Origin of the sequence: Nocardia wallacei (genome assembly GCF_029868745.1) — a bacterium.
In the GTDB taxonomy this organism is placed as follows: domain Bacteria; phylum Actinomycetota; class Actinomycetes; order Mycobacteriales; family Mycobacteriaceae; genus Nocardia; species Nocardia wallacei_B.
Genome location: NZ_JARWOP010000104.1, coordinates 1 through 20,038 on the forward strand (window position 1 = coordinate 1; position 20,038 = coordinate 20,038).

The following is a 20,038-nucleotide window of genomic DNA, read 5'->3' on the forward strand; positions in this document are numbered from 1 at the left end:
GCTGCGAAGCGACGAAGGAGCCAGCAGCGGCACCCGAAAACCGAGACCAAGGGCGCCGAAAACCCGCCGCAGCGAAGCGAAGGCCAAAAATCCAGCTACCCAGCCAAATGCGCACCCAAAGCCCGCAGGTGATCGCTGGCACCCCCCAGCGCGAACTCATTGTGCTTAGCCGCAGTGAAGTAATTGTGCACAACATGATCCCGATCAATCCCAACCCCACCATGCACATGCACCACAGTGTGCGCAATCCGATGCCCAGCCTCCGCAGCCCAATACTTAGCCGTATGAATCTCCGCCCCCGCAGCCAACCCCTCCGAAACCAACCACCCCGCCTGAGTAACCGCCAGCCGCAACCCCTGCAAATCGATATACCCATCAGCCAACCGCTGAGCCACAGCCTGAAACCCCCCGATCTTCCGCCCGAACTGCTCCCGCTCCCGCCCATACTCGGCCACCAACTCCAGCGCCCGCTCCAACGTCCCCCACTGCTGCGCCGCCAGCCCCAGCCACCCCCGCCCGAGCAGCCAGTCCACCACCTCCGCACCGGCCTCGACCGTCCCCACCAATTCCGCAGGCGCGCGGTCGAATTCGAGCTCGGCCTCAGGACTCCGGTCGACCACCTGCTGCCCGGTCACCCGCACACTCGCGTCGGCGGGATCGACCAGGAACACCGCCGGCGCCCCGGACACACTGGCCGACACCAGGATCCGCGACGCCTGCTCAGCGAACGGCACGACGGTCTTGGCCCCGGTCAGCCGCCACCCGTCACCGTCGGCGGTCGCGGTGGTGGTCGGCCGCGCCGGCTCCCAGTTCCGCTCCTCGGAGAGCGCCACCGTCAGGATCGTCTCGCCCGCAGCGGCTTTCGCCGCCGTCTCACGCTGCGCGTCGGTTCCGAAGGCCGCCAGCGCGCCCGCGCCCAGCACCACCGACCAGAGGTACGGTACCGCCGCCACATACTTGCCCAGCTCGCGGAGCACAGCTATCTGCTCCAGCACGCCCAGATCGCTGCCGCCGACGGACTCGGGCAGCGTCGCCGCCAGCACACCCGTCTCGCCCAGCGAGCGCCACAGCGGCTCGTCGAAACGCACGGCCGCGGTGTCGAGTTCACGCAGTCGTTCGGCCGTGACGAGCTTGCCGCACACCTCGCCGGTGAGCCGGGCCAGGTCCTGCTGTGCTTCGGTATTGGTGAAATCCATTGTGATCACTCAGCTTTCGGTCAGCGCGCCGCGGCCGGCTGCTTCAGGGCGGTCATGGCGATGATGTCGCGCTGCACCTCGTTGGTGCCGCCGCCGAAGGTCAGGATGAGGCAGGCGCGGTGCATGCGCTCGAGGCGGCCGCGCAGCGCGGCGCCCGGCGAGTCCTGGCGCAGGTAGCCCTGCGGCCCGAGTACCTCCATGAGCAGGCGGTAGGCCTCGGTGGCCAGCTCGGTGCCGAGCACCTTGCAGGTGGAGGCGTCCCACGGGCGCGGCGCGGCGTCGCCGCCGGCGTCCGCACCGGACGCGATCTCCCAGTTCAGCAGCTTCAGGAATTCCACCTTGGCGTGCACCCGGGCCAGGTTCAGGCGCACCCATTCGCCGTCGATGACGCGTGCCCCGTTGGAGTCCTTGGTGTCCTTGGCCCACTCGACGGTCTGGTTCAGGGCCAGTTGCAGCGGCGCGGCCGAAGTCAGCGCCACTCGCTCGTGGTTGAGCTGGTTGGTGACCAGCGACCAGCCGCCGTTCTCCGGCCCGACCATCGCGGTGTGCGGCACCCGGACGTCCTGGTAGTAGGTGGCGCTGGTGTCGGGCCCTGCCATCGTGTGCACCGGCGTCCAGGAGAAGCCCTCGGCCGTGGTGGGCAGGATGAACATGCTGATGCCCTTGTGCTTCTTGGCGTTCGGGTCGGTGCGCGCGGCCAGCCACACGTAGTCGGCGTACTGGATGAGGCTGGTCCACATCTTCTGGCCGTTGATGACCCAGTCGTCGCCGTCCCGCACCGCGGTCGTGCGCAGCGAGGCCAGGTCGGTGCCGGCGCCGGGCTCGGAGTAGCCGATGGAGAAGTGCAGTTCGCCCGCCGCGATCTTGGGGAGGAAGAACCGCTTCTGCTCCTCGGTGCCGTAGTGCATGATCGTCGGCGCCACCGAATTGATGGTCAGGAACGGCACCGGGGCGCCCGCGATCGCCGCCTCGTCGGTGAAGATCAGCTGGTCCATGGTGGAGCGGTCCTGCCCGCCGAACTCCTTCGGCCAGCCCAGCGCGAGCCAGCCGTCGCGGCCCATGTCCCGCACGACCTCGCGGTAGACATCGCCGTGGCCGTATTCGCCGGTCTGCGCGGACAGGGCTGCCCGGCGCTCCGGGGTGACCAGCTCGGCGAAGTACTCGCGCAGCTCGGCACGCAGCTGTTCCTGTTGCGGGGTATAAGCAATCCGCATGGAGGGACACCTCATCACTCGTTGATAGCCGGCCGGTATGGCACCGGATGGTTGTTCCGATCATTGCATATCGACTGAAACATGTTCCAGTATGGAGCCTGGATCCGGCCGCTTCAGCCGCGGCGTCCGGGAACGGCTTGTAGGCTCGGCGATATCTGCGGCAAAGGAGTTGTCAATGAAGCTGACTGTGGACTTCGACCAGTGCGAAGCGAACGGTATCTGTGTCGGAATCGCGCCCGACGTCTTCGAACTCGATGACGAGGACATGCTGCACGTCGCGGTGACCGAGGTGCCCGCGGATCGGCTGGCCGATGTCGAGACCGCGGTCGCGCAGTGCCCGAAGGCGGCCCTGAAACTCGAGTGACTCGATGCTTGCCGTGAACTGGAACACGTTCTAGAGTCACGGCGTGGTCGAAAGTGAACTGAGTCTGTCCGGTCGAGTGGCGATTGTGACCGGAGCCGGTGCCGGACTGGGCCGGGCGGAGGCGCTCGCGCTGGCGGGCGCCGGAGCCGCGGTGGTGGTCAACGATCTGGCTGAGAACGACGCGGTGGCCGCGACGCTCGCCGACATCCGGGCGCTCGGCGCCAAGGCCGAGTTCGTCGCCGGCAGCGTGGCCGAGCGGACCACCGCCGACGCGCTGATCAGCACCGCGGAGGAGGCCTTCGGCGGCGTCGACATCGTCGTGAACAATGCCGGCATCACCCGCGACCGCATGCTGTTCAACATGTCCGACGAGGACTGGGACGCGGTGCTTGCCGTGCATTTGCGCGGGCACTTCCTGCTGTCCCGCAATGCCGCCGCGTATTGGCGCGGCAAGTCCAAGCAGGCGGGCGCGCCGGTGTACGGGCGCCTGATCAACACCGCCTCCGAGGCCGGTCTGCTCGGCCCCGAGGGGCAGGCCAACTACGCCGCGGCCAAGGCGGGCATCACCGCGCTGACCTTGTCGGCATCGCGGGCGCTGGCGCGCTTCGGCGTGAAGGCCAACGCGATCTGCCCGCGGGCGCGCACCGCCATGACCGAGAAGGTGTTCTCCGACGCTCCGGTCGGCGAGGTCGACCCGCTGTCGCCCGATCATGTGGCCCGACTGGTCGCCTACCTGGCCGCACCGGGCGCCGAGGCGATCAGCGGACAGGTCTTCGTGGTCTACGGATCGATGGTGGCGCTGATGGCCGCTCCCGAGGTGGAACAGCGCTTCGACGCCGACGGTGCGCAATGGACGCCGGACACATTGGCCGACACACTCGGAAACTACTTCTCCGAGCGGCCGTCCGGGCGTACGTTTTCCGCGTCGGCGCTGCACGAACTCGGCTGAACGACCAACTGACGGCGGCTGCCCCGTTGTTCGGTTGATCGGCGGTCGAGCAGTTGGTAGACATGGACCTCGGATGGTGTGCGGTTCCTCACAAAGGCGGCTCGTACACCGTATGAACAAGTTCTAGCTCTCGATGAACCTTCGGGAGAAATGGGCAGCTCAAAACTCAAAAAATCTGTCCAGAATGCAGATGAACATGTTCTAATCTTCGGGACGGCACCGACGCCATCGGCGAGTGCCGTCGCAGGCAGTATGTGCAAGGCACGGCAAGGAGGAATCGCGGAATGAACCAGGTTCTCGCCGTGCCGATGCAAGCGGTCGGTGGGTTCTTCGAACTCACCGCCGCCGTCGCGCGGGCCCTGGTACGGCCCCCCTTTCAACGGCGCGAGTTCATCGATCAGTCGTGGTTCGTGGCCCGGGTCTCCATCGTCCCGACCCTGCTGGTCGCCATTCCGTTCACCGTGCTGGTGAGCTTCACGCTCAACATCCTGCTGCGGGAGATCGGCGCGGCGGACCTGTCCGGTGCGGGCGCCGCGTTCGGCGCGGTCACCCAGGTCGGCCCCATCGTGACGGTGCTGATCGTGGCGGGCGCCGGCGCCACCGCGATCTGCGCGGACCTCGGCGCGCGGACCATCCGCGAGGAGATCGATGCCATGCGGGTGCTGGGCATCGACCCCGTGCACCGGCTGGTGGTGCCGCGCGTGCTCGCGTCGATGTTCGTCGCCGCGCTGCTCAACGGCCTGGTCTGCACGATCGGCATCGTCGGTGGCTTCCTGTTCTCGGTCTTCCTGCAGGGCGTGAATCCCGGCGCCTTCGTCAACGGGATCACGCTGCTGACGCACCTGCCGGAGTTGGTCATCTCCGAGGTCAAGGCCACGCTGTTCGGCCTGATCGCCGGGCTGGTGGCGTGCTACCTGGGGCTGAATGTCCGAGGCGGACCCAAGAGCGTCGGCGACGCGGTCAACCAGACGGTGGTGTTCTCCTTCATGGCTCTGTTCGTGGTGAACGTTGTGGTCACCGCTGTCGGCATCAAGTTCACGGTGCGGTGACGGCATGGCCTTTGTAATCGAATCCCGCTTCCCGCGTACTGTTCGTCGAGTGCGGAGGTTGTCCGATTCACTAGACAACATCGGGCGGCACGCACTGTTCTACGCGCAGTCCCTGGCCGCGGTGCCGCGGGCGCTCACGCACTATCGCACCGAAACCATTCGATTGATCGCCGAGATCAGCATGGGCAGCGGCGCGCTGGCGGTGATCGGCGGCACGGTGGTGATCGTCGGATTCCTGACGCTGTTCGCCGGCGGCACCATCGCGGTGCAGGGCTACAGCTCGCTCGGCAATATCGGCGTCGAGGCGCTGACGGGCTTCTTCGCGGCATTCATCAATGTCCGCATCGCGGCGCCGGTGATTTCCGGAATCGGGCTGGCCGCGACCATCGGCGCCGGCGCCACCGCGCAATTGGGCGCGATGCGCGTCGCCGAGGAGATCGACGCGCTGGAATCGATGGCCATCCGGCCGGTGCCGTTCCTGATCGGGACGCGGGTGCTGGCCGGAATGATCGCGATCGTGCCGCTGTACGCGCTGGCGGTGATCGCGTCGTTCGTCGCCAGCCGTTTCGCGACGGTGGTGATCTATGGGCAGTCGGCCGGCGTGTACGACCACTACTTCTCGACCTTCCTGATTCCCAGCGACATTCTGTGGTCGTTCGTGCAGGCGATCTTCATGGCCCTGGCGGTCATGCTGATCCACACGTATTACGGCTATCACGCCTCGGGCGGTCCGGTCGGGGTCGGCGTCGCGGTCGGTAACGCGGTGCGCGCCTCGCTGGTCGCGGTGGTGACGGTGACCCTGCTGGTCTCGCTGGCCATCTACGGCACCTCCGGCAATTTCCATCTCTCCGGGTAGGCGGTATGGCGGCAAACAAACTGGTCGAAAAGGACGGCGCCGGAAAGATATTCGGCGCCGGCTGGGGCGTGAAACTCGCCGGGCTCGGCTTCGTGCTGAGTCTGGCGGCCGTCGTGGCGATCGCGCTGACGATGTTCGCCGGCGGATTCGCCGACACCCGGGCAGTTTTCATCGACGCGCCGCGCGCCGGGCTGGTGCTGGACCCGGATGCGAAGGTGAAGATTCGCGGCGTCGAAATCGGCCGGGTCGCGTCGATTTCGTACACCGGTGACCATGCCCGGCTACGGCTGGACGTGGATCCCGAGCAGTTGAAAATGATCCCCGCCAATGCCGGTGTGGACATCCGGTCCACCACCGTGTTCGGCGCCAAATACGTGAATTTCGAAGTGCCCGAACAGCCCTCGCCGGATTCGCTGCGGCCGGGCGCGACCTTGGCCGCCAAGTCCGTGACGGTCGAATTCAATACGCTGTTCCAGCATTTGACCGATGTGCTGGCCCAGGTGCAGCCGGAGAAACTGAACGCGACGCTGACCGCGCTCGGCACGGCGCTGGAGGGCCGCGGCGACAAGCTGGGGCAGCTGCTGGTCGACAGCGATCAATTCCTGCGGGAGATCAATCCGAGCCTGCCGGACCTGCAACGCGATCTGCGGTCGTCGATCGGCGTGACCAACCTGTACGCCGACGCCGTGCCGGATCTGTTGCGCACCACCGACAATGTCGGAGTCACCGGCGGCACCCTCGTCGACGAGGAACACAATTTCGATGCCATGCTCGTGAACCTCATCGGCCTGGCCGACACCACCACGCCGATCCTGCGCGACAACGAGCAGTCGCTGGTGACGGCGCTGGATCTGCTGCGGCCTACCACCGATCTGCTCTACCAGTACCGGTCCGCGCTGAACTGCGTGGTCGAGGGCATCGGCACCAATGTCGACGTGATGAATCAGATCTTCGGCGGCAGCGGCGCCGGGGTGCTGCTGAACGCCGGGTTCATGCCGGGCGGTGAGCCCTACCGGTACCCGAAGGATCTGCCCAAGGTGAACGCCACCGGCGGCCCGCACTGCGAGAACATCATCGACCGGGTGCCGGGCAGTCACTCCAACTACCTGGTCACCGACACCGCCGAGGGCGAGGTGTGGACGCCGGAGCTGCATTCGCACCTCAACGGTCCGCGCGTGTTCCAGTTGATGTTCGCCGGAATGCCGGGGGTGCCGAATCCGTGAGGATGAAAATGCACGCCTCGACCGTGAAACTGAGCATCTTCACGCTGGTCATGGTGCTCGTGCTGGCCATGCTCGGAGTGATCTTCAGCCAGATGCGCTTCTCCCGGGAGACCGGTTATCACGCGGTGTTCACCAGTTCCTCCGGCATGCTGCCCGGTTCGAAGGTGCGCATCGCCGGGGTGCCGGTCGGGTCGGTCAGCCGGGTGTACGTCGGCAAGGACCATCTCGCGCATGTCGATTTCGACGTCGACAACAAGTACCGGCTCTACACCAGCACCCAGGCGGCCGTCCGCTACGAGAACCTCGTGGGCGACCGGTATCTGGAGCTGATGGAGGGTCCGGGCACGGCCGAGGCGCTGTCGAAGAACGCCACCCTCGGGACCGACCGGACCAAACCGGCGCTGGACCTGGACCTGCTGCTCGGCGGGTTCAAACCGCTGCTGCGCGGGCTGGATCCGGCTCAGGTCAACGATCTCACCGAGGCGCTGCTGCAGGTGTTCCAAGGACAGGGCGGCGCGCTGGTGGCGCTGCTGAACAGCTCCGGTTCGTTCAGTAAGACGCTGGCCGACCGCGACGCGCTGATCGGCAGCGTGATCGAGAATCTGAAGACGGTGCTGGCCACCATCGACGATCGCGGCAAGGAATTCGACACCACGCTGACCGAACTGCAACGGCTGGTCAGCGGCCTGGCGGCGGACAAGGACCCGATCGGTGCGGCGCTGCCGCGCCTGGCCGGGGCGACTGGCGACCTGACCGACCTGCTGCGGCAGGCCCGGCCCGACCTGCAGCAGACCTTCGGCCAGCTCGGTCAGCTGTCACAGAACCTGGACGACAAGTCCGGTGATCTGCAGGCGATCTTCGACCAGCTGCCGGAGACCTACAAGAAGCTGGTCCGCGTCGGGTCCTACGGGTCGTTCCTGAACATGTACGTCTGCGGCGTCACCATGCTCGCCGACGGTCCCGACGGCAAGCCGATGGAAGTGCATCTGCCGGGCAATCAGACCACCGGAAGGTGTGCGAGCCAGTGAACGGAAATCGGTCCCCGCTGCTGCAGATCGGCGTCGTCGGTGTCGTGCTGGCCATCGCGATCTCGCTGTCGGCGCTGCAATTCGACCGGCTCCCGTTCGTGCGCGGCGGCGCCGAGTTCAGTGCGTTCTTCGCCGATGCCGGCGGGCTGCTGCCCGGCGACCAGGTCCAGGTGGCCGGGGTGCGGACCGGCCGGGTGGAGGACGTGCGCCTGGACGGCGCCAAGGTGAAGGTGCGCTTCAGTCTCGACGAGTCGATCGTGCTGGGCGACAAGACGACCGCCGCCATCAAGACCAACACCGTGCTGGGCCGCAAGTCGCTCGAGGTGGACCCCCAGGGCACCGGGGCGCTGCGGCGTGACGATCCGATTCCGTTGGAGCGCACCAGGTCTCCGTATTCGCTCAACGACGCGCTCGGTGATCTCAGCAAGACCGTGCAGGGCCTGGACCTGGATCAGGTCAACCAGACCCTGGACACGCTGTCGCAGACTTTCGCCGACACCCCGGCGCCGCTGCGGTCGGCCCTCGACGGCATCACGCAGCTGTCGCGCAGCCTGAACAATCGCGACCAGGCGCTCACCGAGCTGCTCGGCCGCGCGCAGAACGTGACCAAGGTGCTGGCGGACCGTTCCAACCAGATCAACGCGCTGCTGCTGGACGGCAACGATCTGCTCGGCGAACTGGATGCCCGGCGCACGGCCCTGAGCCAGCTGATCGTGTATGTGAACGGGCTGGCACAGCAGCTCAGCGGATTCGTCTCCGACAACGAGGCGCAGCTGAAACCCGCTCTGGAGAAACTGAATTCGGTGCTGGCGCTGCTGCAGAAGAACAAGGACAACCTGGGTTCGGCGCTCGAACAGCTCGGCCCGTACGCGGCGGCGCTGGGCGAACAGGTCGGCAGCGGGCCCTACTTCCAGTCGTATCTGTCCAACATCTCCAGCGTGACGATCCGCCCGCTGGTCGACGCGCTCGTGTGGCCGGACCGGCTGCCGCAATCGTTCCAGGAGTATCTGAACGCTCCGCTGACCACCAGTCCCGCAATTCAGGAGCCGCCGCGATGACCGCACTGCGCAAGATCGCCAAGGTGCCGCGCTGGACGCGGTACGTGGCCGCGGGCCTGGTGGTGGCCCTGGCCGCGTGGATCGTCTACGGGGCCGTCACCAATATCGGCAAGACCCACATCACCGCGTATTTCCCCTCGACGACCGGCCTGTACGCCGGGGACGACGTCCGGGTGCTGGGCGTGAAGGTCGGCAAGATCAATTCGATCGAGCCCGGCCGCGACCGCGTCAAGGTGACCATGACCGTCGACCGCGGCGTCGACATCCCGGCGGAGGCCAATGCCGTGGCCGTCTCGCCCTCGCTGGTGTCGGCACGGTTCGTGCAGTTGGCCCCGGTCTACACCGAGGGCCCGAAGCTGCACGACAACGCCGAGATCCCGATCGAGCGCACCGCGATTCCGGTGGAGTGGGACGACATCAAGGCGGAGCTGACCAAGCTGTCGCAGGCGCTGGGACCGGTGGGCGAGGACAAGCAGGGCTCGTTCGGCCGGGCGGTCGACACCTTCGCCGACAATCTCGGCAACGGCAACGCCCAGGCCCTGCGGGACACGCTGCGGGAGCTGTCGAGCACGCTGAACACGCTCTCCGACGGCCGGACCGACCTGTTCGGCACCATCCGCAATCTGCAGCAGTTCGTCGACGTGCTGTCCAAGAGCAACGATCAGATCGTGCAGTTCGGCGGCCGGCTGGCCTCGGTGTCATCGGTGCTGGCCGGGGTCTCGACGGATCTCGGTGCGGGACTGGACAATCTGGATACCGCGGTGGCCGATGTGAAGCGGTTCCTGGACGAACGCGGCGGCGCGCTCACCGAGGGCGTGCAGCGCCTCCAGGACGTCACCCAGTTGCTGGCCGACAAGCGGCCCGAGCTCGAAAAGGTGCTGCACTCCGGCCCGACGGGCCTGGTGAACTTCTACCAGATCTACAAGCCCGCCCAGGGCTCGCTGGCGGGCGCGGTGGTGGGCACCAACTTCGCCAACCCGATCGCGTTCCTGTGCGGCGCGGTGGAGGGCATCGGCGCCAACGAATCCGACAAGTCCGGGCAGCTGTGCCGCCAGTACCTGGGGCCGGTGCTCAACTCGCTGGTCATGAATTACCCACCGCTGCTGGTGAATCCGGCGTCCACCCAGACCGTGTTCCCGCAGCAGCTCACCTACAGCACCCCGGATCTCGCGGGCGCGGCCGGTGGCGAATCCCCGGTCAGCGTGCCGGGTGACATTGCGGGCCTGGCGGTTCCGGGAGGAGGCCGATGATGCGCGGGCGGCGGAGAACCCGGATCGCCGGTGTGGCGATCGGCCTGGCCGTGCTGCTGGGCGCGACCGGGTGCCAGTGGGACGGCCTCAACACCCTGCCGATGCCGGGTGCGGCGGGGACGGGGGAGGGCTCCTGGCAGGTGCGTATCCAGATGCCGAATGTCACCACGCTGACCCGTAATTCGCCGGTGAAGGTCGACGATGTGGCGGTCGGGACGGTGACCGGAATCGAGGTCGAGGGCTGGCACGCGCTGGTGACCGTCAGCCTCGACAAGGGCGTGAAACTGCCCGCGAACGCGATCGCGCGGATCGGCCAGACCAGCCTGCTGGGCAGCAACCACGTCGAGCTGGCGCCGCCCGAAGGCGTTGCGGCGCAAGGAGAACTGCACAACGGCGATGTCATCCCGCTCGACCGCGCGGGCGCCTTCCCGACCACCGAGCAGACGCTCTCGTCACTGTCGGTGGTGCTCAACGGCGGCGGTATCTCGCAGCTCGAGACCATCACCCACGAGCTGAACGCGACGTTCAACGGCCGCGAGGACGCGATCCGCGACCTGCTGCCGCAGCTGGCGCAGCTGACCGGCACGCTGGACCAGCAGACCACCGACATCATCGGCGCGATGGAGGGACTCGACCGGTTCTCCGGACAGCTCTCGCAGCAGAAGGATCAGGTGGCCGCGGCCATCGAGAACATCCATCCCGCGCTGACGGTGCTCGCCGATCGCCGCGAGAACATCACCCACGCCCTCACGGCGCTGGGCGACCTCGGCGACGTGGTGCAGCGGATCATCGCGCAGGGCGGCGAGAACCTGAAGGCCGAACTGGCCGACCTGTGGCCGACGCTGAAGTCGTTGTCCGACACCGGAGATCGGCTCGCGGCCTCGTTGCAATTGCTGCTGACGTTCCCGTTCCCGATCAAGGGCATCAACCAGGCGGTCAAGGGCGACTACATGAACCTGTTCGTCACCTACGACATCACCGGCGCCCGGCTGGACTCGAACTTCCTCACCGGCACGCCGCTCGGCGGCCGATTCGGTGGCGTGCAGGCGAAGTACGGCGTGGAGGCCGCGCTCGGCACCATCGCCGGAACCGCCGGGGAGAAGGGCGATCCCGTGCAGGGACCGCTGCAGCCGCCCCCGCCGGCGCCGAGCATTCCGGGCCTGCCGCCGATTCCGGGGCTGCCCTCGATTCCGGGGCTGACGGTTCCCGGTGCGCCGCAAGGAGGCCCGGGGCAGTGAAGCTCACCAAGTTCGTCCGGACCCAGCTGGTCATCTTCGGCGTGCTGACGGTGGTCGGCCTGCTGGTGATGTCCGCCGCGTACGTGCACCTGCCGGCGATGTTCGGCATCGGACGGTACGGGGTGACCGTGCAGCTCGAGGCGACCGGAGGGCTCTACCCGACCGCGAATGTCGCCTTCCGCGGAACGAATGTCGGCAAGGTCGAGGAGGTCCGGCTCACGCCGACCGGTGTGGACGCGAAGCTGTCGATCGACAGCGACTACCGGATTCCCGTCGACGTGGACGCCTACGTGCGCAGCGTGTCCGCGATCGGTGAGCAGTACGTCGATCTGGTGCCGGCGGCCTCGCCGCACGGTGGCAATCTCGCCGACGGCGCGGTGATTCCGGTGGGGCGCACCAAACTTCCGCAGGATGTCGGGGCCATGCTGGATCAGGCCGATCGGCTGCTGGCGAGTATTTCCGACACCAAGCTGCGCCAGGTCATCGACGACGCGTTCAACGCGTTCAACGGCGCGGGACCGGATCTGCAGAAGTTCATCGACTCGGCCTCGCTGCTGGTGCAGGAGGCGAAGGCGAACACCGGCGCGACCAAGGACCTGCTGGCGAAGATCGGCCCGCTGCTGGACACCCAGAACGAGTCCGACGCGGCCGTGCGGTCGTGGACCCGGGATCTGGCCACCCTCACCGATCAACTGCGCGAACACGATCCGGCGCTGCGCGGACTGCTCGAGCGCACCCCGGCGGCGGCGGAGAAGGTCAGCTCGACCTTCCAGGATCTGAAACCCACACTGCCGCTGCTGTTGTCGAATCTGGTGAGCGTCGGTCAGGTCGGGGTGACCTATCACGCCGGGCTGGAGCAGATCCTGGTGGTGCTGCCGCCGATGGTGTCGGCGCTGCTGACCGCCGCGAGCGGACCGGTCAAGTACGGCGCCATCGTGGACTTCATGCTGGGCCTCAACGACCCGCCCGGCTGTACGACCGGCTTCCTGCCGCCGGACCAGCGGCGTTCGCCCAACGATTTCTCCGTGCCGGAGACGCCCGAGCTGTACTGCAAGATCCCGCAGGACGCCAAGGAAGCGGTGCGCGGCATCCGCAACTACCCGTGCCAGGAGGTGCCGGGCAAGCGGGCGCCGACACCGGAGCTGTGCCGCGACCCCCGGGGCTATGTGCCGGAGGGCAACAACCCGCCGTCCGGGCCGCCGCAGCCGGTGGCCTCCGCCGGTGAACCGCCCGCGGAGGCGCCCGCTCCCGCGCAGGGGTCGGCCGACACCCATCCGGCGTCGCTCAACACCCATTACGACCCGAAGAGTGCCACCTTCATGGGACCCGACGGCCGCACCTACCGACAGGGCGACATCCAGAGTGGCGGTTCCGGCACGGTACCGTCGAGCTGGCAGTCGATGCTCGAGGAGCAGCAGAAATGAGCGAAAACACAGGCATCCCCGGTCGCACCCGCCGTCGCGTGGTGCGCTCGGCGGGACCGCCCGCGGAGAGTGCCCGCCAGACCGAGATCGTGACCAAGGCGTCGGCCGCCGCCTCGACCGAGGTCGCTCCCGCGGGGGACGGCAAGGCGAAGCCGGTCACGAACGGCACCGTCGAGTCCACCGGGAATGGCACGGCCGAGTCCCTCGGCTCGAAGGCCGCGGGAAACGAGCTCGCCGCCGACACGGTGCGAGCCGCCACCGCTGCCGACGCGTCCGCCGAGGCGGACACCGTGCGGCTCGATGCCGCCGAGGTGGAGAAGGCCCGTGCCGCGTCCGCTGCCGACGCCGAGACGGTCCGCAGCGCCGGCGCTGATGCGGAGACCGTTCGGATCGACAGCGCGGCTCGCGACGAGCAGGCTGCCGCCGATACCGTGCGCCTCGGTGCGGCCGACGCCGACACCGTGCGGCTCGCAACCGCCGCGGCCCCGGTCACGTCCGTCGGCACCGCCGAGAAGAAGTCGGGCAGGCTGGGCTGGCTCGGCTGGATCGCCGCCGTGGTCGCGGTGCTGTCGGTGCTGGTTCTCCTCGGTTCCGGCGGCTTCTTCGTCTACCACCAGCGGCACGCGGACACGCTCGACGCGCGGCGGGCCGATTACACCCAGACCGCCAAGCAAGCGGTACTCAACCTGACCAACATCAAGGACGACACCGCCCCGCAGGACATCGACCGGGTGCTGGCGGTGGCCTCCGGCCAGCTCAAGGCCGAGTACTCCGAGCGCAAGGACGCCTACGCGCAGGTCGTGCAGCAGGCCAAGGTGAAGGCCAGCGGCGAGATCATCGAGACGGCGATCGAGAGCGAGGACGACCACTCCGCGCGGGTGCTCATCGCCGCCAAGCAGACCCTCACCAACGCGGCGTCCGCCGACCCGCAGCAGCGGTACTACCGCTTCCGAGTCACCGTCGCCCGCGGCGACGACGGACACCTCACCGCCTCGCAAGTGGAGTTCGTGGCATGAGAAACCAGCTTCGCCCCATCCTGGTCGCCGGTGCGGCCGTACTGTTCGTGGCCGCCGTCGTCGTGGGCGGGTTCACCGGCTTCCGTTTCTGGTCCGACAACCAGTCCGAGCAGGCCCGGACCCAGTCCGTCGACGCCGCGCGGCGCACCGTCCAGGCCATGTTCAGCTACGACTTCCACTCCGTCGACACCGAACTGCCGAAGGTGGGCGACAGCCTCACCCCCGAGTTCCGCAAGGACTACCTGAAGCTGGTCACCGACGTGATCGCCAAGGGCGCCAAGGAGAAGGAACTCACCGTCCAGGCCAACACCCAGGCCGGCGGCGTGGTGTCGGCCGATCGCTCGCACGCCGTCGTGCTGCTGTACCTGAACCAGATCACCACCAGCAAGGACGCCCCGCAGGGAACGGTCACCCCCAGCCGCGTCCGGGTCACCCTGGACAAGGAGGACGGGCACTGGCTCGTCGGTCAGGTCAACCCGATCTGATTGCGCCGCAAGGCATTCGGCGGTTCAGCGCCGCGGTTCCTGGTCCACGTCGTCGTCGCTGAGCAGGGCGCTACCGGCCACCCGGTCCTGCGCCAGCGCCTCGAGGAACGCCCGCGCCCAGCGGTCCACGTCGTGGGTGAGCACCTGACGGCGCATCGCGCGCATGCGGCGGCGCTTGGTGTCGGGCTCATCGTCCAGCGCGGCCGTGATCGCGTCTTCGACGCTGTCGAGATCGTGCGGATTACACAGGTACGCCTGGCGCAATTCCGCTGCGGCGCCGGTGAATTCGCTCAGCACCAGGGCGCCGTTGAGGCCGCTGTGGCTGGCAACGTACTCCTTGGCCACCAGATTCATGCCGTCGCGCAGCGGCGTCACCAGCATGACGTCGGCGGCGACGAAGAACGCGACCAGTTCGTCGCGCGGGATCGGGCGGTGCAGGTAGTGCACGACGGGGAAACCGACCCGGGAGAACTCGCCGTTGATCCGGCCCACCTGGCGCTCGATGTCGCCGCGCATCTGGATGTAGCTCTCGACCCGTTCGCGGCTCGGCGTGGCCAGCTGCACCATCACCGTCTCGGACGGATCGAGCCGGCCCTCGCGCAGCAGCTCCTCCAGCGCCTCGAGCCGGATGTCGATGCCCTTGGTGTAATCGAGCCGGTCGACGCCCAGCAGGATGTTCTTGGGATTGCCCAGCTCGGAACGGATCTGCGCGGCCCGCTCGCGCACCGACCGGCGACGCGACAGCTCGTCGAGTTCGGCGGAGGCGATCGAGATCGGGAACGCGCCCACCCGCACCGTGCGGAAACCCACCTGCACCACACCCATTTTCGAGCGCACGCCGATGGTGCCGCGCGAAGTCGGCTGTCCGGCAAGCCTTCTCGCCAGGTACAGGAAGTTCTGCGCGCCGCCGGGCAGGTGGAATCCGATCAGGTCGGCGCCCAGCAGGCCCTCCACGATCTCGGTGCGCCACGGCAGCTGCATGAACAGCTCCACCGGCGGGAACGGGATGTGCAGGAAGAAGCCGATGGTCAGGTCCGGCCGCAGCATCCGCAGCATCTTCGGCACCAGCTGCAGCTGATAGTCCTGCACCCAGACGGTGGCGCCCTCGGCGGCGACCTTCGCGGTGTGCTCGGCGAACCGGCGGTTGACGTTGACATACGTCGTCCACCAGCTGCGCTGGTATTCCGGGCGGACGATCACGTCGTGGTACAGCGGCCACAGCGTGCCGTTGGAGAATCCCTCGTAGTACTCGGCGACCTCGTCGCCCGACAGCGGGACCGGATGCAGTTCCAGGCCGTCCTCGATGATCGGATCGACATCGACGTCGGGCACCCCCGCCCAGCCCACCCAGGCGCCGTTGTTGCTGCGAAGCACCGGCTCCAGCGCGGTCACCAGCCCACCGGGGCTGCGCTTCCAGCGCGTGGAGCCGTCGGGTAGTCGCTCCAGATCCACCGGTAACCGGTTGGCGACGACGACGAAACCGGACCCGGCATCACCACTCTGGAAGTTCGATGGAGTGGGCTCGGCATCCGGTAGAGCGCGCTGTGTCAGATCGGTCTGGGATTCGCTCTGCTGGTCCACTGCTGGATCCTCCGATTGCTCGAGCCCGTGAAGTTGTGTGAGGAGACGCGGCGGTTATTCGCTCCGGTTGCTTGGTCCGATCCCGAGCATCGACAGCAGCATCCGGCATTCGTCCGCGTCGTTGGCATAGGCGGCCACCACGCGCTGGGCCTGCCGTGCGGTTTCGTCGGCGAGCGGCTCCAGATCGTCGTCCGCGATGTCGTTCGCGCCTTTCGCGGCCATCATCGTGTCCTCTCGGCTCGGGGTCGTGTCTCGTTCTGCGATGTCAATGGTATCGGGCGTCCGCATGCGGGCATTCCACACGTGCCGGTGCCGAAACGCTCGGCGTGTGGATACCTATACCGTGGAGAGAGCAGTCTGTACACGCGGAAAGAAGGGTCCCAGCATCATGCCGTTGGCCACGGTGAACGGAATCTCGCTGAACTACCAGGTGAAGGGGGACAAGGCCAAGGGCACCGACACCAAGGGCGCGGCGCCGCTGGTCGTGCTGATCATGGGCACCGGGAGTCCGGGGCGGGTGTGGGAGCTGCATCAGGTACCGGCGCTGCTGGCGGCCGGATATCGGGTGTGCACCTTCGACAATCGCGGCATCGCCCCGTCCGGCGAGTCCGCGCACGGCATCACCATCGACGACATGGTGCGCGACACCGCGGGCCTGATCGAGCTGCTCGACGAGGGCCCCGCACTGGTGGCGGGCACCTCGATGGGCGCGCGGGTGGCGCAGGAGCTGGCGCTGGCCCGTCCCGACCTGGTCCGCAAGGCCGTCTACATGGCTGGGCACGGACGCCTGGACCAGTTCCAGAAGACGCTGTCGCTGGGCGAGCACGAACTCGACGCGTCCGGGGTGAAGCTGCCGCCCAAGTACGAGGCCGCGCTCACCGCGGTGATGAACCTGTCGCCCGCCACCATGGCCGATCCGAATTCGGCGCGGGACTGGCTGGATCTGTTCGAATTCACCGGTGGCCCGGTCACTCCCGGCATCCGCGCGCAGCGCCGGATGGACCACGACTTCGACCGTCTCCATGCCTACCGCGGCATCAAGGTGCCGAGCCTGGCCGTGGGCTTCGCCGACGACCGGATGATTCCGGCATACCTCACCCGCGAGGTCGCCGACGTCATCCCCGGCGCGCGCTACCAGGAGATTCCGGACGCCGGGCACTACGGCTACCTGGAACGACCGGAGGCGGTGAACAAGGTTTTGCTCGACTTCTTCGGTGGCTCGAGGTAACTGGCCAACCGTAACGCCGGCCTTGCTAGGGTCGACACAACGCCCGGGGGGATTTTCCGAACCCCGTCAGCGTTCCCGTACACAGCGCACGTATCCAGTGAGGTGAAATGAGCACCAACCCGTTCGACGATGAGGACGGCCGCTTCTTCGTTCTGGTCAACGACGAGGAGCAGCATTCCCTGTGGCCGGCCTTCGCGGAGGTCCCGGCCGGCTGGCGAGTGGTGTTCGGCGAGGACAGCCGCGCTGCCTGCGTCGAATACGTCGAGAAGAATTGGACCGATATGCGGCCCAAGAGCCTGCGTGACGCGATGGCCGCCGATGACGCGGCTCGGCAGGCCGCCCAGTCCTGACCCGCAGTACCCGATAGATACTGCGCAAACGGACAACCGGCTCGGCGGCTGTGCGGCACCCGTGAACGGGCGCCACACAGCCGCCGCGTCCGGCCGGTTATGATGTCACCGCTTTCCGCCTCCTTAGCTCAGTGGTAGAGCACTCGCCTTGTAAGCGAAAGGTCGTCAGTTCAATCCTGACAGGGGGCTCAGCACGAGAGAACGGTTCCGGCCCAGGTCGGAGCCGTTTTCACGCGCTAGCCACTACCTTCAAACCGGCGTTTGGACCCATATTGGACACACTCTGTTCCAAGCGGTCGGCCACGGTATCGAGATCGTCATCGAACAAATCGGCGTAAACGTCCAGTGTCATCGCTGCCGACTGGTGGCCCATCATGCGCTGGATTGCCTTCACGTTCGCGCCCGCAGACACCGCAAGGCTTGCGGCGGTGTGCCGCAAGTCGTGAGCCGTGACCCGAGGGAAGGTCTTGTCAGCCTTCATGCACCGCGCGACGGCTCCGCCGCATAGGGTTGGACGGACACAATTCGACGGACGGCAGGCCGGGGGCGGCGGGCTCGGGGCGGATCGCGGTCGGGTTGCTGGCGGTGGGGTGTCGACCACGTGCGTCCGGGCAATGCTGCACTTGGCGGTGCGTACAGGGGCGGCGCGTGTCCCTGCATAGGTGGTCGACAGCTGGCCCTCCGGGCAACCAGCTGGAGAACAACATCCGGGGCGCTCTCCCGGCTGTGGTGTCGTCACTCGGCGGGTGTAGGCAATGTCCGAAGGTGGTCGGTTACGGCCCGTCCTCGTCCTCGATCCGCTGCCGGATCGCATTCACCGTGCGGCTCTTCGGGACTCGCTCAGGCCAGAAGATCGCCGCCACCAGCAGCGCCAGCGGCAGCCCGATCGCGATCACGAACCCGAGGATGAGCCAGCCATCACCGCCCACTGCTACCGCCTCCCCCGTGGCTGTCGCCAACACGTCCTGGCCAGGTGGCTCTTCACACTCGAACCCCTCGATACGGAGTGGCCGCCCAGCGAGCGAAACTCATTCGAGGACAGACGGTTTCGACATCCGCAACACACATCACCGCGTGCAACTGGATTGCGTCCAGATGGTTCGGTGCCGGTGTGATCACCGCATCGGCGTCCACCGCTCGCACCTGATCCACCAACGGAATCAGGCTCAGTTCGGGCGGCCACACCAGCATGTAGCCGAGGCGGCGCGCCAGCCGCCGGACTTGCGTCGCATCCCATTCGAGCCAGGAACTCACCGCAGGATCGGCCCATCCGAGCGCGGTCGGCTGGTGTCGCATCGCGTGCCCCTCCGTCGTGTGCTGGCGCTCCCACCGTCTTTGAAGAGGTGCCGGAAATCGGGAGTCGATCGGCAACGGATTCATCGGCGGGAGCCTGAAAAGCACGCTACGAGTGCGAAGTTCGCCCAACCTAGTTTCTTGCTCCATCTTGCTTCCGATATTGACCCTGTCTCGTATGACCAGCGACGATTGACGGCATCATGAGAGGCTGAGCAAATCAGGAGGCGGGCACATGAGACTCACGCGCTTGGGCGGAGATTCCGAAGTAGGGCATTCGCCAACGCTCTTCGTCAGCGACACGAATCCGCCGTTGTACATCGTCCAGGGGTGGAGCACGGACCGGCCGGACACCATCGAGATTCCGCACGGTCTGCTGTCCTACCTCCAGTCTCGAACCTGTCTGGGTGCGTTGCTGCATGACACCGGGCGCGGGACGTTCCTGCTCTCCGGTAAACCAGTCACGGATGCCGAAGCGCTGGAACGCATAAGCTTCCGAGCCACGAATCAGCGGTGGAGGTGCCGATCGGTCGGCAGGTGAGGCGCGACGCGGCATGATTCATCGGAATACACCGGACATCTTCACGCGACTGTTCGCCGAAGCACATACCTACGCCTGGCACCTGGAGACCCAGGACGATTACGGCGCTGCTGAGGGCGCGAGTTATGACCCGTGGTCGCCGCTGGTGCAAGCCACTGTGGCACGTGGGGTTCAGATTCAGCGGACCCGCATCGTCACTACGCCGCACAGCGCCTATGTCGAGTGGTTGCTGTCGCGGACCGGCAGCGCCATCGCCAACGGCGAAGACATCCGCTGGTTGCCCCGGCACCTTGCCGGCCCGCAAGATCAGGCGGCGGACGATTGCTGGCTGATCGACGGGCGTCTTGTCGCCTACACCCTGTTCAGCGAGAGCGGTGGACCCGCCGGGATCGCGATCACCACCGAGGAACGGCAAGTCCAGCTCTACCGGGATATCTACCTCCGGGCCTGGAAACAGGCGATAAAGCACGAGGACTACATACGAACCGAGTACGCCGGGCGGCAGTGACAGGACCACCCGACGACGCACGCCGAGCACTCGGTGCCAGGCTGCGGGAGCTACGACGCGCCGCCGGGCTCTCCGGCGTGGCGGTTGGGAAGGCCGCGGGGTGGGAGGGGGGCAATGGTTACAATATAGAACACCGGAGGCAGACCACCCCCCGCGCAGATATACCCCGGTGGTGCCGCAGGCGATC

22 protein-coding genes, 1 tRNA gene and 1 pseudogene are annotated in these 20,038 nt (G+C 67.2%); 17 read left to right on the forward strand and 7 right to left on the reverse strand.

The window, feature by feature from the left end; all coding sequences use genetic code 11:
* Window positions 1-95: 95 nt before the first annotated feature.
* Window positions 96-1,196, reverse strand: a complete 1,101-nt coding sequence (locus tag QH470_RS07875; RefSeq protein ID WP_280271614.1) for an acyl-CoA dehydrogenase family protein — start codon at window positions 1,194-1,196, stop codon at window positions 96-98.
* A gap of 20 nt (window positions 1,197-1,216) precedes the next feature.
* Entirely contained in the window at window positions 1,217-2,410 is a 1,194-nt protein-coding gene (locus QH470_RS07880) for an acyl-CoA dehydrogenase family protein (RefSeq protein ID WP_280271615.1), read from the reverse strand.
* Between the two features lie 175 nt (window positions 2,411-2,585).
* Between QH470_RS07880 and QH470_RS07885 the strand changes: the two genes are divergently transcribed.
* The 12 genes from QH470_RS07885 to QH470_RS07940 all read left to right on the forward strand — a co-directional run bounded on the left by QH470_RS07885 (window position 2,586) and on the right by QH470_RS07940 (window position 14,350).
* A complete protein-coding gene (locus tag QH470_RS07885; protein ID WP_280259052.1) occupies window positions 2,586-2,774 on the forward strand; it encodes a ferredoxin in 189 nt (62 codons plus the stop codon).
* Window positions 2,775-2,817: 43 nt separating this feature from the next.
* Window positions 2,818-3,723 carry a 3-oxoacyl-ACP reductase gene (locus QH470_RS07890; RefSeq protein WP_280271616.1) on the forward strand — a complete coding sequence of 302 codons (906 nt, stop codon included), beginning with the start codon at window positions 2,818-2,820 and terminating at the stop codon, window positions 3,721-3,723.
* Window positions 3,724-4,007: 284 nt separating this feature from the next.
* Window positions 4,008-4,772 carry an MlaE family ABC transporter permease gene (locus QH470_RS07895; protein ID WP_187686425.1) on the forward strand — a complete coding sequence of 255 codons (765 nt, stop codon included), beginning with the start codon at window positions 4,008-4,010 and terminating at the stop codon, window positions 4,770-4,772.
* A 4-nt stretch (window positions 4,773-4,776) separates the two neighbouring features.
* Window positions 4,777-5,628, forward strand: coding sequence for an MlaE family ABC transporter permease (locus tag QH470_RS07900; RefSeq protein ID WP_187686426.1), 852 nt, complete (start codon window positions 4,777-4,779; stop codon window positions 5,626-5,628).
* 5 nt (window positions 5,629-5,633) lie between these two features.
* Window positions 5,634-6,851, forward strand: coding sequence for an MCE family protein (locus QH470_RS07905; RefSeq protein ID WP_280271617.1), 1,218 nt, complete (start codon window positions 5,634-5,636; stop codon window positions 6,849-6,851).
* A gap of 2 nt (window positions 6,852-6,853) precedes the next feature.
* Window positions 6,854-7,879: an MCE family protein gene (locus QH470_RS07910; RefSeq protein ID WP_187688886.1), complete on the forward strand. Its 1,026-nt coding sequence runs from the start codon at window positions 6,854-6,856 to the stop codon at window positions 7,877-7,879.
* The gene (locus QH470_RS07915) at window positions 7,876-8,937 is read left to right on the forward strand and encodes an MCE family protein (RefSeq protein ID WP_280271618.1); all 1,062 of its coding nucleotides are present in this window, start codon (window positions 7,876-7,878) and stop codon (window positions 8,935-8,937) included. Before QH470_RS07910 ends, QH470_RS07915 begins: the two co-directional genes overlap by 4 nt.
* The gene (locus QH470_RS07920) at window positions 8,934-10,187 is read left to right on the forward strand and encodes an MCE family protein (RefSeq protein WP_280271619.1); all 1,254 of its coding nucleotides are present in this window, start codon (window positions 8,934-8,936) and stop codon (window positions 10,185-10,187) included. The genes QH470_RS07915 and QH470_RS07920 overlap by 4 nt, the downstream gene beginning before the upstream one ends.
* Window positions 10,187-11,425, forward strand: coding sequence for an MCE family protein (locus QH470_RS07925; protein ID WP_280271628.1), 1,239 nt, complete (start codon window positions 10,187-10,189; stop codon window positions 11,423-11,425). Before QH470_RS07920 ends, QH470_RS07925 begins: the two co-directional genes overlap by 1 nt.
* Window positions 11,422-12,849: an MCE family protein gene (locus QH470_RS07930; RefSeq protein ID WP_280271620.1), complete on the forward strand. Its 1,428-nt coding sequence runs from the start codon at window positions 11,422-11,424 to the stop codon at window positions 12,847-12,849. Before QH470_RS07925 ends, QH470_RS07930 begins: the two co-directional genes overlap by 4 nt.
* Window positions 12,846-13,865, forward strand: a complete 1,020-nt coding sequence (locus tag QH470_RS07935; protein ID WP_280271621.1) for a hypothetical protein — start codon at window positions 12,846-12,848, stop codon at window positions 13,863-13,865. Before QH470_RS07930 ends, QH470_RS07935 begins: the two co-directional genes overlap by 4 nt.
* Complete coding sequence (locus QH470_RS07940) at window positions 13,862-14,350, forward strand: h domain protein (protein ID WP_280271622.1); 489 nt, start codon at window positions 13,862-13,864, stop codon at window positions 14,348-14,350. The genes QH470_RS07935 and QH470_RS07940 overlap by 4 nt, the downstream gene beginning before the upstream one ends.
* 24 nt (window positions 14,351-14,374) lie before the next feature.
* On the opposite strand, the gene QH470_RS07945 is transcribed toward QH470_RS07940, so the two are convergent.
* Both QH470_RS07945 and QH470_RS07950 read right to left on the reverse strand, forming a co-directional pair.
* Window positions 14,375-15,901 (reverse strand): alpha,alpha-trehalose-phosphate synthase (UDP-forming), encoded by a 1,527-nt coding sequence (locus QH470_RS07945; RefSeq protein ID WP_280271629.1) that lies wholly within the window; start codon window positions 15,899-15,901, stop codon window positions 14,375-14,377.
* Between the two features lie 84 nt (window positions 15,902-15,985).
* Entirely contained in the window at window positions 15,986-16,219 is a 234-nt protein-coding gene (locus QH470_RS07950) for a hypothetical protein (protein WP_280271630.1), read from the reverse strand.
* A gap of 100 nt (window positions 16,220-16,319) precedes the next feature.
* Between QH470_RS07950 and QH470_RS07955 the strand changes: the two genes are divergently transcribed.
* The 3 genes from QH470_RS07955 to QH470_RS07965 all read left to right on the forward strand — a co-directional run bounded on the left by QH470_RS07955 (window position 16,320) and on the right by QH470_RS07965 (window position 17,698).
* On the forward strand, window positions 16,320-17,159 hold the full coding sequence (locus tag QH470_RS07955) for an alpha/beta fold hydrolase (RefSeq protein WP_280271623.1): 840 nt from the start codon (window positions 16,320-16,322) through the stop codon (window positions 17,157-17,159).
* A 107-nt stretch (window positions 17,160-17,266) separates the two neighbouring features.
* Entirely contained in the window at window positions 17,267-17,509 is a 243-nt protein-coding gene (locus QH470_RS07960; protein WP_019931522.1) for an MbtH family protein, read from the forward strand.
* A 117-nt stretch (window positions 17,510-17,626) separates the two neighbouring features.
* Window positions 17,627-17,698: transfer RNA gene (locus QH470_RS07965), tRNA-Thr, on the forward strand.
* 40 nt (window positions 17,699-17,738) lie between these two features.
* On the opposite strand, the pseudogene QH470_RS07970 reads toward QH470_RS07965, so the two are convergent.
* The 3 genes and pseudogenes from QH470_RS07970 to QH470_RS07980 all read right to left on the reverse strand — a co-directional run.
* Window positions 17,739-18,008 (reverse strand): annotated as a pseudogene (locus QH470_RS07970) (tyrosine-type recombinase/integrase); the annotation flags it as partial.
* Window positions 18,009-18,282: 274 nt separating this feature from the next.
* Window positions 18,283-18,438 carry a hypothetical protein gene (locus QH470_RS07975; protein WP_280271624.1) on the reverse strand — a complete coding sequence of 52 codons (156 nt, stop codon included), beginning with the start codon at window positions 18,436-18,438 and terminating at the stop codon, window positions 18,283-18,285.
* A 52-nt stretch (window positions 18,439-18,490) separates the two neighbouring features.
* Window positions 18,491-18,805 carry a hypothetical protein gene (locus tag QH470_RS07980; protein WP_280271625.1) on the reverse strand — a complete coding sequence of 105 codons (315 nt, stop codon included), beginning with the start codon at window positions 18,803-18,805 and terminating at the stop codon, window positions 18,491-18,493.
* A 551-nt stretch (window positions 18,806-19,356) separates the two neighbouring features.
* On the opposite strand from QH470_RS07980, the gene QH470_RS07985 reads away from it, so the two are divergent.
* Together QH470_RS07985 and QH470_RS07990 are read left to right on the forward strand one after the other, a co-directional pair.
* The gene (locus QH470_RS07985) at window positions 19,357-19,851 is read left to right on the forward strand and encodes a DUF6879 family protein (protein WP_280271626.1); all 495 of its coding nucleotides are present in this window, start codon (window positions 19,357-19,359) and stop codon (window positions 19,849-19,851) included.
* Window positions 19,848-20,038: helix-turn-helix domain-containing protein (locus tag QH470_RS07990; protein WP_280271627.1), on the forward strand; the 191-nt coding region annotated here is incomplete at its 3' end. The genes QH470_RS07985 and QH470_RS07990, both read left to right, overlap by 4 nt.